Source organism: Terrabacter sp. 01T434, from assembly GCF_056398545.1.
In genome coordinates, this window is record NZ_JBFTPP010000002.1 from 1 (window position 1) to 12,501 (window position 12,501).

The window sequence follows — 12,501 nt, forward strand, 5'->3', positions numbered from 1 at the left end:
GCAGGACTGTGATGAGACACATCCGGCGCCTCTAACGCCAGATGGTCAAGCTCCTGATCAGGCCAGCTCCTCCAACCGGGCCGGGGCCGGTGACCACGAGCGGACAAGTCGCAACAAAGGCACGAAGCCAGTCATTCCGGGGGTCACACTCGCGGTCACCAACCACAGCCCAGCACCATCAGGCTGCCTTGGCGATCCTCACAGTCCTTTCGCCGCCTGACGGCGCATACGTTTCACCCACATGCAGCCGATAAGCGGACGTGTGTAGGCCTCTCGTGGCGTTCACCCGGGCTGGGTGAGGCGGTCGTCCGGTTGGGTGGTGAAGTCTTGAGGTCGGGTCTTGCGTTGGGTGACACGGCGCGCTGACCGTGGAACAGCACCGGAGGTAGCAGATGGCCGAGGTCGCACCGCCCCACGAGGGAATTCTGCTCACACACTTCATCGTGTCGGGCGATGTCGAGCGCTCTCGTCGCTTCTACACCGAAGTCCTTGGGGGGCGGGTCGCCTTTTCCGGCCCCGGAGGGCCGACCAACGTCGCACTGTCCAATAGCTGGATCGTCATCAACACCGGCGGAGGCCCCACCGACGACAAGCCGGAGGTCACCCTGGCAACGCCTGGCGATCCGAATCGGGTGAGCAGCTTTGTCAACATCCGGGTCAAGGACGTGGAGACGGTGTACTCCGAATGGAGCGCCCGAGGTGCTCAGTTCCTGACACCCCCGAAGCCACACCAGTACGAGATCCGTTGCTACATCCGTGATCCCGATGGTCACCTGATCGAGGTGGGGCAGACCACCGATCCGCAGGGAGACTGGGTGCCAGATCATTGGCCAGTGACTTCGCCCGCCGGCGAGCTCCCACCGGCCCCAGAGGGAATCGTGCTGGCGCACTTCATCGTGTCGGACGATGTCGAGCGCTCTCGCCGCTTCTACACCAGTGTGCTCGGGGGAAGGGAAGCGTTCTCAGTTGCCGGAGGGCTCACCTATGTCCAACTGTCGAACAGTTGGATCATCATCAACGTCGGCGGAGGGCCGACCGACGACGAGCCGGAGGTCACCCTGGTAACGCCTGGCGATCCCAACCGGGTCAGCAGTTTCGTCAATATCCGGGTGAGGGACATACACGCTGTGCATGCCGAATGGAGCGCGCGTGGAGCGGAGTTCCTGACGCCCCCGAAGCAACACCTGTACGAGATCCGTTGCTATCTGCGAGACCCCGACGGTCATCTGATCGAAGTGGGGCAGACCACCGATCCGCAGGGAGACTGGGTGCCAGATCACTGGCCATCGAGCAGGTCTGAGTGACCCTCGCGACGGGGCGGAGGACTCCTCATCCTCATCACCACCGAGATCATCGGCACCCCCATCATCGCCCGGGTCGGCGTCTCTTCGTTTGGGCCTATCGCACAGTCACAGTCGCCATGGCCTTGACGTTCCTGGGATCGGCTGCTGCGTTCGTCTTCTTCGACGCCGGTGGGTCGAAAGGTACCGACGCGTTGCTAGGTTCGGGTTTCTTCGTTGGGGCGGCTTACGCGCCCTTCCGGACATGCCGCCGAATGCGCGTTGTACGGGCCTGCTGGAGACTACAGCGATGACGACCATCCAACCTGAATTGTGGGTAGACGCCGGCGCCTCTGCGGTCAGCTTCTACGAGAACGCCTTCGGAGCCAGGCTGCTCCACATGGCGGGCGACGGGGAAGACGTCGTTGCTCAATTGGCGATCGGCGAAGCCGTCCGCTGGATAGCCACCGCCGGTGCGAGTTCCGAGCGACTGGTCCCTCGGGACGTCGGCGGTTCAACCGGTCGAATCCTGCTTGTCGTCGACGATCCCACGGCCGTGCAGACGAGGGCGGTCACGGCCGGCGCGACTGAGAAGTCGCCCGTCGATCAGGAGCACGGATGGCTCGTTGGCCGGGTAGCCGATCCATACGGTCATGAATGGGAGATCGGCAAACCACTTGTCGACTGGCCTCCCGCGAACATCGGGTGACGCTTCCGTCCAACGCACGCAAATGCCGCGATCCACTCGATCAAGCGATGGTCGTAGAAGGTGCTTCTAACCGCCGCCTGTCGGGCGCACTCGTCTCACCCACATAATGCCGATGTGAGGCATGGGTATAGGTGGAGCCATCGCGGACTCCGGAACTGTCGAGGTCTGGCGCGGCTTCGAGGGTCTCGCAGCTTAGCTTAGTAGCCGGGGAAGACCTTCCGGAGCTCGTCCAGCGTGACGTTGCCGGTCACGGTCACGCCAGCGGCATGTTCGCGGCCGAGCCGTCCGCTGAGCAGCCGCACCACGGCCTCCGCCGGACCCTCGAACGTGGCCGTCGGATGATCCACGGAGTCGGTCATCGTGACCGCGTCGGTGATCTCGAGTGCGCCGCCCGGGATCGTCAGGCGGACCTCCTGTTCGATCGCGTCCGCCTTTGCGGAGAACCCCAGCAGGAAGGCCAACGGCCCGCGAAAGAGCTCGACGAGCAGTTCGGCAGATTCCGGGTCCACCGTCGCTGACGGGTCGACCCCAACGCGCACGTCCCAGGCATGGTTGGCAACCTCATTGAGCCGCATGCCGAGCGCGACCAACAGCGGCACTGGCTCGGGAAGGAAGCCCAGGTCGATCATCAAGCTATCGCGCTGCTGGGTGGTGAGCGCCTCGATAGTGTCGAGGTACGCCTCGTCGTGCTTGACGAACTCGGCTGCCTGGTCGGCCGGGGAAGACGCGTTCCACCGCGCCCAGATCGCCTGGTTGTCCTCAGCCTCGACGCGCTCGCCCGCGGCGGTCGCGATCGGCTTGCGGCCGATTTCCGCACCGCTGCCGAGGTGCGAGAGCGCCTGCGCGACGCTCCACTGCGTCGCGCCACTGGGGTCGCTCAGGTTCTCCTCGGACAGGGTCGCCACCAGCGCGGCGAGGGTGGTGTGGTTGACACGCAGCGCCGCGACGGTGCGCTCGACAAGTGTGGTCATGTCCGACGTAACCGTGCAGACCATGGCCTTCTTCCCGCGGTCGCCCAGTTCGCATTGCAGCCGCCGGATCTGGCTGCTCGGAGTCCGAGGACGGCCGGGACTGGATGGACATCGCAGCAGCGGTCTTCGGCGCAGGACTGCGGGGCACGTGCCGTTGCCTGGGGCGCTTCAAGATGCCGGGCGCGCCAGATGCGGCTTTCTCAGCCCCGTCGGACAGCTGGCCCTCGAGTCACTTCCCGGTAGCTATGCCCTCAGCCCTGCCGCATGGCCAGAGCCTCGAAGTTCTCGTAGAGCTCAGGGACGCCGTGCTTTTCGCGCAGCTTCACGGCTGCTGGACCCACCCGTGTCCATAGGCCTGAGACCCAGAGCCAGTCCAGGACCAGGTCGGTGTCGAGAAGTCCGTTCTTGGTGAGCGTGCCAACGGTCTCGCCCCAGGTGAGGATTCGGGATACGAGAACGTCGTCGGCGGACGCCGTTTCGGGGTCGAAGGTGTCGCTCCACACTGCGTGCTGTGCTTCCTCGATGCCCATCGTGGAGCCCCACTGTGCGAGTTGCACGAGCAGAGTTGCGTCTTCCCGATTCGCCACGTCACGTCTCCTGTCCGAACATCTGCCGCGGCCCCCGATGGTGCTGTTAGGAACGCTACTCGCCAGCCCGTGCAACTGGAGGAACTTTGCACGGGACCCTGGTTGGCTGGAGCGACCATCGAGGAAACGTCAGGACCACAGACCGACCCGCACCCGATGCCGCCTCGGCTTCGGCCAGCCGCCGCTTGTCGGTCCCCGACTGGATTCGCCGTGTCGGGGACTTGTCAGCGACGGTAAAGGCTGTCGACCGCGATATGGCGCCTACCTGCGCCCAAGCTCGAGCAACCCCGTCCGCAAGACCCGGCCTGTCGCGATGCCGCCGAGCCGAAGCTGGGACAGGATTCGGCAGTGTCATAGCGCCGCCGGTCGGGCGTATGGCCAACTCGGCCACGGTTCAGCCCCGGATCCACTTGGAGACATGTGCGTGGATCTGCTTTCGGTCCCGGCGGCGGGGGGAAGCGGCGAAGAGAGACCCAGCCACGGGGACCAAGACGGCTGCTGCAAGAGCCGCCGATGTGAGGATACTGAAGCCCGCCCGGAGCCCGGTGTTCGCGATCGCGCCGATGCCGACTACCCAGAGCAGCTGGGCTCTGGCGGGACGACCCGTGCACCCTCTGGGCGGTCCACACCCATGGGTCGATCGAGCGCATTGTCGGAATAGAGGCGACCCACAGGTTCGGACGTGACCGCGAGGGCGGCTCTCTCCACCGCCTGCGGCCGCGGTGACCTCATTGGGACTAGCGTCGATCTGGTCCAGTTGCCCGGCCTCGTTACCCGCGGCCGAGTTCGCGTCCGATGCCCAGTCGCCCTTGAGAAGACGCCATGTCCGCTTCAACGACTCTTGTCGACTTCCGCCTTGCGACGATGACGGACGCTCAACTTTCGGCTGTGACCTACCTCGCCGGCGACTCCGAACTCACGCACCACCCGCGACGGCGCCCAGCCGTAGAAGCGGTGGTTTACCGAGCGATCACGTGTGGCCCTGGTCGACGGCGCGTCATCGGCATCACCTTCTTGCAGGGCCGCGTGACGGGGAAGCCTGTCGCTCGCCGGTCATCTCGTGTCCCGGAAACGGTCAGGGCAAGGGCAACGCGGGGGCCTAGATGAGTCACGCTTCGGGTCGAGCCGGTCGATGCAGCCACGCATCGCCGGTGCTCATCGTGCTCGTGTCGTTGGTGCTTACTGGCTGCTCATCCCGGAACGTCCAGGCTTCGGAGTCGTCTGCCTCGCACGTCGGCTTCCCCCCGTGCGCAACATCGGTTGGACCTGAACCCCCGCTTTCGAGGGCACGGAGCGAGTTTGTTGCTGTGCCTGGTGATCCCTTCGCGATCGTCACCACGCACGATGGCCGGTGGTCGTTCGCTTCGCTGGGGCCCAGGATTGGCCTGTTCTCCGACGACTCCTTCGTTCCTCGCCTCGTCCGTCAGTTCCCAGTCCCGGGCACCAGCGCGGGAATGGCCCTGACCGCCGACGGGTCCGATCTCGTCGTAGCCGACAGCGGCTCGGGCGCGACCGTGATGGATGTGGCTGCCGCCATCGCGGGCACCGAGGGCGCGGTAGTGGGCACCATGACAGACCCGGGACGATCCGGCGCAACCGGTGTGGCGATCTCCCCGGACGAAAGGTACGCCTTCGTCACACAAGAGAAGTCCTCAGCCCTCGATGTGTTCGATCTTGCCGCTGCGATCGACGGAAAGTCTCCCACCCTGGTCGGGGCAGCACCTCTCGGCCCGGCACCGGTGGGCGTCGCCGTGTCCCCGGACGGAAAGTGGCTGTATGCCACCAGCCAAGGCGGCTCCGGACGCGACGGCCTGCTCAGCGTTCTCGACCTCCACCGTGCAGAGACCGACCCGGCCCACTCCGTCGTTGCCAGTGCGGCCGCAGGCTGTAGCCCGGTCCGTGTGGTCGTCTCCGCCGACGGGACCGTCGTCTGGGTCACCGCAAGGGGCAGCAATACGGTGCTCGCGTTCGATGCCGCCGTCCTGCGCACCAGTTCGACCCATGCCCGGCTGGCCGAGGTCGCCGTCGGCGCGGCACCGGTGGCTCTGGCGTTCATCGGTGACGGCCGATACCTGCTCGTGACGGACTCCAACAGGTTCAGCGGCTCCGCCGCCGGCGACGTTCGCATCGTGGATCTTGCTGCCGCGCTCGCGCGGCGCCCGGCCGTGGTGGCTCGAGTCGAGGGGGGCGGCTTTCCCCGGGATGTGGCCGTGGAGCCGGGTAGAAACACAATCCTGGTCGCCAACTACGGCTCCCAAGAGATCCAAGCCATTGACGCCGCTCAGATCACCGAGCGGGGGCAGCCAACAGGCTCGCCCTCGCCCGCCCCGTTGGGCCGATGAAAGAAGATCGCGCCCTCGAGCTGAACACCTAGGCGATGGTCGTGAGCAGTGCGTCTAACCGCCGCTATAGACTGCCGATCCTTCGGCGCTTCAGGCGCCACTCCACCAGGAACTTGTCCTTCTTGGCGTAGTTGCACGATGGGCACGCGGGCAAGATGTTTCCCACGCCATGGGTGCCGCCTCGGACTAGGGGAACGACATGTTCTCGCTGCAGCGCGTCGCTGCGCTCGCCGCAGTAGGCGCAGCAGCCGCGGTACCGGGTTACGAGCCGTTGCCAGTCCTTCTCGGTGAAGCTGAAACTGTTGGCCTTGATTCGTCCCTTGCGACGAAGTCGAATCGCCCGCATCCGCTCCGGATTCGCTTGCAGGTACTGCCTCGCATACTCACGGCGCTTGGCGCCCTCGCGGTCGTACCTGGCACGGTCGCGCTCCTGAAGGAGGCCTTCTGTTCTGTATTTCACCTGGGCTGCAGCGGCCTTGCATTTTCGCGAGCAGAAGCGCGCGTGTGGTCGCTTGCCGATCATCGAAGCGCCACACTGCTCGCAGGCTCGCGACACATCGACACCAGCCCACTTCTCTGCCTTGCGACGAGCGGCCAGCCGAGCGTGGTTGCATGCGGTTGAACACGCAAGTGCTGATGCCTTCTTGCCTTCCATTCCGCGCCCGCACCACAGGCACGCCCGGACCGGCTCGCCTGAGAGTTCTGCACCGTTCTCACCCACGCAGGAGATCTTGGCACCCGGTTCGCCTTCGCGCTGCGGTCCCTGACGGCAAGCCGCCGGACGGTTCTCCCAGGTGCGGTGTCGACATGCGTCTCTACGCCGCCTGCCGGGCAGGCGGCTCAGCCATCATCCGCGCTCAGGCCGGTGATTTGCCTGGTCCGCATCTGACGGATGGGGTCCTGGCCGGTTTGCCACCGTCGTAGTGGCGATCGGGGCTTGCCCGAAGTCGCTCGAAGGTTGCGTACTGCGCGTCGACCGGACCTGAGTCCAGTCGCACCCATCCTCGGTCTCCTGGCGCTAACCATCGCGGACAGGTCCGCTGGATGCACGCTCGACCAGCGTTACGGGTACTGAATCCACTGCCGCCTTCTTTCTGGGACGCGGGGTGCCGTGCACGGCATCGAGGAGGCGTCTCATGGCCAACCGGCCCACTGACGTGGGCAGGTCGACGGTGGTGAGTTGGGGACGGACAAGGCGGGCGACGGAGAGATTGCCGTAACCGACGATGGAGAGTTGGTCAGGGACCGGGACATTTCGTTCGCTGCATGCCACAACGAGCACAGCCGCGAGCAGGTCGTCGTCACATACGACGGCTGTCACTGAGCCCACAGAAGTGATCGCGTCCAGGAGCTGATTGGCCGCCGATTCGGCTGCTTCGAGTTCCAGCGGCGACTCCCCCGAGCACGTATCGACGAGTTGTCCGCCGCGCGAAGCCACGTATGTCCGCAGCGCTTCCTTACGACGCCGGAACGTCTCGCGATGTGCCTTCACGCCGAAGTAGCCGATGTGCCTGTGTCCGAGCTTCGTCAGGTGCAAGCCGACCAGTTCAGCGCCGCGCTCGACTTCCAGATCGATCCGCTCGAAACCGGCTGAGCTCGCCTCGATAAGCACCAACCTGCTCCGAATCACCTTGAGAAGAAGAATCTCCGCTTTCGTCGGCGCCCAGACGATGGCGCCATCGAGTTGACGGCTGCGGATCATCCGAACCAGCCGACCGGTCCAGTCGTTGTCGGTGCCGCTGTCGAAAAGGATCACATCACAACCGACTTCGCGAGCCTCCTTTTCGGCTTCGACAAGGACGCTCGCGAAGTACGGTTGTGTGACGGTTGGCACGACGAGCGCGACGACGTCGGCGCGGCCTCGCTTGAGGCTGACGGCCACGGCGTTCGGCTCGTACTCGAGTTCGCGAGCGGCCTTGCGCACCCGTTCCGCCGTGGTCGGGGTTATGCGACCCTCGTCCTTTCCGCGCAGGACCAGCGACACCGTGGACTGGCTTACGCCGGCACGGCGGGCCACGTCGGTGCTAGTCGCCGGTCGCTGCATGGGAGGCCTCTCGGTAGTGGGTTAGCGGGACAGCGGTACGGCGCTGCTTCCGAGGCTCTCCTCGGCAGTGGTTCGCGAGAGCACATAATCGTTCGCCACGCGCTCATCGACAAAACGTGGCACAGGCACGACGCAATGCTCCGGCCCGACGCGTCCCGCCGCAACGGCTTCCAGGCAACGCGCCTGAAGCGCGAATCCCAAGTCCATCGAGTCGATGGAGTTGCCCAACGGAAGGGGTCCGCTGAGATTCATCATGTGCCCCTCGGCGATCACATGCACCCGGCGGCCGCTCTCGAGCAGCCATGTGTCCATGCCGTTGACATTCGGGATAACCTTCGTGACGGCTGAGGAAGACACCATGTCGGCGACGTCGATCTCAAACGGGAAGTGCCCGGCGTTGGCCAGGATGGCATCCTGCTTCAGAAGCGGCAGGTCATCGCGGGTGAGCACGTGGTCGGCACCCGTCACAGTGATGAGCACGTCGGCCGAGCGGATCGATTCCTCGCGAGAGGCGACGATGTAGCCGTCGAGGAAGGCCTCCAGACGGCGAACCGGGTCACTGTCGACGACAGTCACCTGGGCGAAGGCGCTGCGGAAGTTCATGGCGACACCGCGTCCGCACTCGCCGTAGCCGAACACCGTGATGCGCTTCCCGTTGGTCATGATGTTGGTGATCCGCAGCACTGATTCGAACACACTCTGCCCAACAGCATGGCGGTTCTCGCCGAACTGCTTGATCGGGCTGTCGTTGATCACAAGGATCGGCATGGCCAGCTGGTCGCGCATCCTCGTGAGGCGGGTACGGCCCGAGGTGGTCTCCTCGGTGCCTCCGCGAAGGCCACTGTACGGGTCGGCCAGGTAGCGCGCGAAGAGATCCCCTCCGTTGTCCAGGATGAGGTCTGGCTTGGCGGCAATGACCTCCGCCAAGAACGCCTGGTGTTCGTACGGGTCACGGGTTGGACCGCCGATGACGGTGACGCCGTGACGCCGTAGGTAGTCCACTGCGGTCGGCTGGGTCGTGTTGAGATTGCCGGTGCTGACGACCTTGGCGCCGCCAGCGGCCAGCGTAAGCAGCAACGTGACCGTCTTCGGTTCGAGATGGATTCCAGTGCCAATCGTCATTCCGGCAAAGGGCTGTGACTCGCTGTATTCCTCACAGAGCGCCCCGAGGAGTCGGCACTGCGACTTCACCCACTCGATGCGGGCGTCGGCGTTCGAGATCGTCATTCTTCCGTCCTTTTCTCTGGTCCGTCGGACGACAGGCCAGTCGCGGTTGCGAGCGGTGGCACAGGAGGCCGCCGCCGTCTCATCGGGGCGGAATTGCCCCGTCCAGTCATTGGTCAGAACCGGGTGGGGTCGATTCCCTTCGTCTCGGGCCCGTAAGGAAAGGTTTGGAGAACGCCCATGGTCAGTCGTTGGCGAGGGCCGTCGGTTGGCGCGCTCACGACGACCACGTCGGGGTCGCCGCCGCAGAACTCCCACACCGTCTGTCGGCACTCCGAGCAAGGAATGCCGGAGTAGGGGCCCACGACGCAGACGGCGCGGACGCGCCGATGGCCAGCGTTGGCCATCGCGATGACGGCTGCTCGCTCGGCGTGCACGGAGCTTTGGAGGGTCACTGTCTCCATGTTCGCTCCAGCGAAGACACTTCCGTCGGCGGTGAGGACGGCGGCACCGACCAAGTGTTGCGAGTACGGCGCATACGCGTGGTCGCGGGCGGCGGTTGCGGCGTTCACGAGTTGGGTGACCTCGGATGGGGTGATAGTCACGCTGCGGCCTCGCATCCGGCACTGACTACAACAGCTGAGTTGCGATCGACGTAGACGTCGAGGCTTTCCCCGGGTGAGGGCGCCGGCCAATCGGGCCCCACCGACACGATGCCTTCGTTGCCCGAAGGACCCAGCAGTTTCAGCTTCAGGTGGTCCCCGGCGAACGCCGAAGCTACGACTGTCGTGGACATGCGCGTCCAGGAACCGTGAGCGTCGACGGGCGGGATGGGAGTTACAGAGTTGCTTCGCCAGATTGCCTTTGCGGAGCCGTTGGATATCTCGGGATCGACGTTCAGAACGAGCGGGGTTTCGCCGCCGGTCGTGAAGACGCCGTCGGTCACGCCGCCACTGATGGAGAAGGACTCTCCAAGGAAGTCCGCGACGAACAACGTCCGCGGCTCGCGGTACACCTCCTTGGGTGTACCCACCTGCTCGACTCGACCGTGGTTGAAGACCACGATCTGGTCGCTCATGGCGAGTGCTTCCTCTTGGTCATGGGTCACATAGATGATCGTGACGTCGAGGCGCTCGTGCAGTGCCTTGATCTCGAGCTGCATGGCCTCACGCAGTCGCCGGTCCAGCGCGCCGAGTGGTTCGTCCATCAGCAGGAGTGCGGGGTCGAAGACGAGGGCTCGGGCGATCGCGATGCGCTGTTGCTGGCCGCCGGACAACTCGTGCGGCCGACGATGAGCAACATGCGGCAGCTCGACCAGCTCCAGCGCCTCGCGGACCTTGCGGCGACGAAGGTCGCGGTCGACATTCCGCATGCGAAGAGGGAACTCGACGTTGCGAGCCACGGACATGTGCGGAAAGAGCGAGTAGTTCTGGAAGACGACACCCACCCCACGCTGCTCCGGCGGGAGCAACGTGATGTCGCGGTCGCCGAACATGACAGCACCTTCGTCAGGACGCTCGAAGCCAGAGATCATCTTCAGAGTGGTGGTCTTGCCTGAGCCGGAAGGTCCCAGGAAGGACACAAACGATCCCGCCTCTACGGCCAGGTCGAGGGGGGCGACGGCCGTTTCGGCGCCGTAACGCTTGGTGACGCCGCGAAGCAGAACGGGCACGGCTCCACTTTGGACGTGCGCCGACCCGCGGGCACCTCGGCTGGCAACCGCTTCATCAGGTCGGGCGCTCGCTCGAATCTCACTGGACACGTTGCTTGCTCCCTCTATTGAAGACGACGTAAGCCATGACCAGGCTGGTCACCGCGAGAAGCAGGGTGGCGACGACTGCCACGTTGGGGTCTACACGTTCGCGCAACTGGTTCCACATGACCACGGGCAACGTCTTGAAGGTTGGGTCGGTGAGGTAAAGCGCGACGACCACTTCATCCCAGGAGGTGATGAAGGCGAATACAGCGCCCGTAGCGAGGCCGCCCTTGACCAGCGGCAGGACGATCTCGGCCAGCACTCGCCAACGGCGTGCTCCCAGGCTCTGAGCGGCGGTGAGCAGCGTCGGGTCGACGAGTTGAGCGCTCGACATGACGGTGAGCACGACGAAGGGAAGCGCCATTACCGTGTGCGCGGCTACCAGTCCCCAATAACCGAGGAGGTCGAACTGGGCGTAGGTGATGTACATCCCTAGTGCCAGAACCATCGGTGGCATCACCGCGGGAACCAAGGCGAAACCGAGGAGTAGCGATCGGCCGCGCCACCGCCACAAACCAAGGGCTATGCCAGCGGGGGCGCCGATGAGGGTGGAGAGAACAACCACAGCCAGTGCCACGGCGAGGCTGTTACGGGCGGCTTGGAGCCAAGCATCGTTTGTTGCGATGGCTTGGTACCAGCGCAGGCTAAAGCCTTGCGGAGGAAACTCCAGGATTGCCCCCGACGAGAAGCTCATCGGTATGACGACCAGCGACGGTAGGACGAGGAGCGTCACGATGAGCAAGACGGGCAACACCGTGACGGTGCGCCGCAGGGCTAGGCCTCGGGCCATCATGCTTTCCTTCCGGTCTCGAGGACGGATCGAGTGAGCGACCGCCAGCCCGCCATGAGGGCGACCAGCACCATGACGGTTACAAGCGCCGCCAGCGCGCCGGCCGAACCCCAATCTCCCTGCTGCTGAACGGCGTTCTCGATCAGCACCGCAATGGGCTGGTCGCCGGGACCGCCCAGAAGCACGGGTGTGATGTAGTAGCCGGTCGCCAAGATGAAGGTGAGGAACGCGCCAGCTGCGAGACCAGGGCGCGTGAGCGGAAGGAAGACGCGAAAGAAGGCGTTGCTTGGCGAGGCTCCGAGGCTCCGTGCCGCCTGCACCAGGCCGCCATCGATGCGGGTCATGGCGCTGAAGCACGGCAAGATCACAAAAGGCAGAAGTATCTGGGTCATGCCCAGCGTGACGGCAAAACTGTTGCGGAGCAGAGGCAGTGGGACGTCAATTAGCCCGATCGAGGCGAGCGTCTTGTTGACCACTCCTTCGTCACGGAGCATGACGGCCCATGCGTACGTGCGGACCAGCAGACTCGTACAGAAAGGCACGAGTACGCAGTAGAGCATGAGCCCCTGCACGCGTCGTGAGGCCCGGAAGGTGGCGTACGCGTAGGTGTAGCCAAGAACGGAAGCGCACACCGTGACGGTGACTGCCGTGCGAATGGTGTTCCACGCGAACCGCCGTGAGGCTGAGTCTTCCAAGACGCGTTGATAGTTGGTCCAACCGGCGCCGGGCGGATCGGTGAAGCCACGCGCGATGACGAAGTAGAGCGGCGCGATGAAGAGCACAGCGAGCACCGTCAGGAGCGGCAGGATCAGGAGCCAGTGCAGTGACCCGGTCTTATGTTTCGACATCAGTTGCCTT

General features: G+C 64.9%; 12 protein-coding genes. 3 read left to right on the plus strand and 9 right to left on the minus strand.

From position 1 onward, the window contains the following. Positions 1-392 precede the first annotated feature (392 nt). Positions 393-1,304 (plus strand): VOC family protein, encoded by a 912-nt coding sequence (locus AC1DIW_RS05195; protein ID WP_478106716.1) that lies wholly within the window; start codon positions 393-395, stop codon positions 1,302-1,304. Positions 1,305-1,590: 286 nt separating this feature from the next. Beyond that, complete coding sequence (locus AC1DIW_RS05200) at positions 1,591-1,989, plus strand: VOC family protein (RefSeq protein WP_478106717.1); 399 nt, start codon at positions 1,591-1,593, stop codon at positions 1,987-1,989. A 197-nt stretch (positions 1,990-2,186) separates the two neighbouring features. Here AC1DIW_RS05200 and AC1DIW_RS05205 read toward each other — a convergent pair whose 3' ends face one another. Continuing rightward, on the minus strand, positions 2,187-2,960 hold the full coding sequence (locus tag AC1DIW_RS05205) for a maleylpyruvate isomerase family mycothiol-dependent enzyme (protein ID WP_478106718.1): 774 nt from the start codon (positions 2,958-2,960) through the stop codon (positions 2,187-2,189). Positions 2,961-3,211: 251 nt separating this feature from the next. Continuing rightward, positions 3,212-3,547: a DUF4760 domain-containing protein gene (locus AC1DIW_RS05210; protein WP_478106719.1), complete on the minus strand. Its 336-nt coding sequence runs from the start codon at positions 3,545-3,547 to the stop codon at positions 3,212-3,214. A 1,307-nt stretch (positions 3,548-4,854) separates the two neighbouring features. Here AC1DIW_RS05210 and AC1DIW_RS05215 point away from each other — a divergent pair. Next, entirely contained in the window at positions 4,855-5,889 is a 1,035-nt protein-coding gene (locus AC1DIW_RS05215; RefSeq protein ID WP_478106720.1) for a YncE family protein, read from the plus strand. 64 nt (positions 5,890-5,953) lie between these two features. Here the strand turns inward: AC1DIW_RS05215 and AC1DIW_RS05220 are convergent, their stop codons facing one another. The 7 genes from AC1DIW_RS05220 to AC1DIW_RS05250 form a co-directional block, all read right to left on the minus strand. Continuing rightward, on the minus strand, positions 5,954-6,610 hold the full coding sequence (locus tag AC1DIW_RS05220; protein WP_478106721.1) for an HNH endonuclease: 657 nt from the start codon (positions 6,608-6,610) through the stop codon (positions 5,954-5,956). 297 nt (positions 6,611-6,907) lie between these two features. Beyond that, on the minus strand, positions 6,908-7,933 hold the full coding sequence (locus tag AC1DIW_RS05225; protein ID WP_478106722.1) for a LacI family DNA-binding transcriptional regulator: 1,026 nt from the start codon (positions 7,931-7,933) through the stop codon (positions 6,908-6,910). Positions 7,934-7,954: 21 nt separating this feature from the next. After that, complete coding sequence (locus AC1DIW_RS05230) at positions 7,955-9,160, minus strand: adenosylhomocysteinase (protein WP_478106723.1); 1,206 nt, start codon at positions 9,158-9,160, stop codon at positions 7,955-7,957. 113 nt (positions 9,161-9,273) lie between these two features. Beyond that, complete coding sequence (locus tag AC1DIW_RS05235) at positions 9,274-9,702, minus strand: cytidine deaminase (protein WP_478106724.1); 429 nt, start codon at positions 9,700-9,702, stop codon at positions 9,274-9,276. Continuing rightward, the gene (locus AC1DIW_RS05240) at positions 9,699-10,769 is read right to left on the minus strand and encodes an ABC transporter ATP-binding protein (protein WP_478106725.1); all 1,071 of its coding nucleotides are present in this window, start codon (positions 10,767-10,769) and stop codon (positions 9,699-9,701) included. Before AC1DIW_RS05240 ends, AC1DIW_RS05235 begins: the two co-directional genes overlap by 4 nt. Positions 10,770-10,848: 79 nt before the next feature. After that, positions 10,849-11,586, minus strand: coding sequence for an ABC transporter permease (locus tag AC1DIW_RS05245; RefSeq protein ID WP_478107069.1), 738 nt, complete (start codon positions 11,584-11,586; stop codon positions 10,849-10,851). A 56-nt stretch (positions 11,587-11,642) separates the two neighbouring features. Continuing rightward, a complete protein-coding gene (locus AC1DIW_RS05250; protein ID WP_478106726.1) occupies positions 11,643-12,491 on the minus strand; it encodes an ABC transporter permease in 849 nt (282 codons plus the stop codon). Between the last annotated feature and the right edge of the window lie 10 nt (positions 12,492-12,501).

What these genes read in the sequence shown, in the direction of transcription:
- AC1DIW_RS05205 (WP_478106718.1), bottom strand. Translation starts at nt 2,960, where the DNA reads ATGACCACACTTGTCGAGCGCACCGTCGCGGCGCTGCGTGTCAACCAC.
- AC1DIW_RS05225 (WP_478106722.1), bottom strand. Translation starts at nt 7,933, where the DNA reads ATGCAGCGACCGGCGACTAGCACCGACGTGGCCCGCCGTGCCGGCGTA.
- AC1DIW_RS05195 (WP_478106716.1), top strand. Translation starts at nt 393, where the DNA reads ATGGCCGAGGTCGCACCGCCCCACGAGGGAATTCTGCTCACACACTTC.
- AC1DIW_RS05250 (WP_478106726.1), bottom strand. Translation starts at nt 12,491, where the DNA reads ATGTCGAAACATAAGACCGGGTCACTGCACTGGCTCCTGATCCTGCCG.
- AC1DIW_RS05200 (WP_478106717.1), top strand. Translation starts at nt 1,591, where the DNA reads ATGACGACCATCCAACCTGAATTGTGGGTAGACGCCGGCGCCTCTGCG.
- AC1DIW_RS05230 (WP_478106723.1), bottom strand. Translation starts at nt 9,160, where the DNA reads ATGACGATCTCGAACGCCGACGCCCGCATCGAGTGGGTGAAGTCGCAG.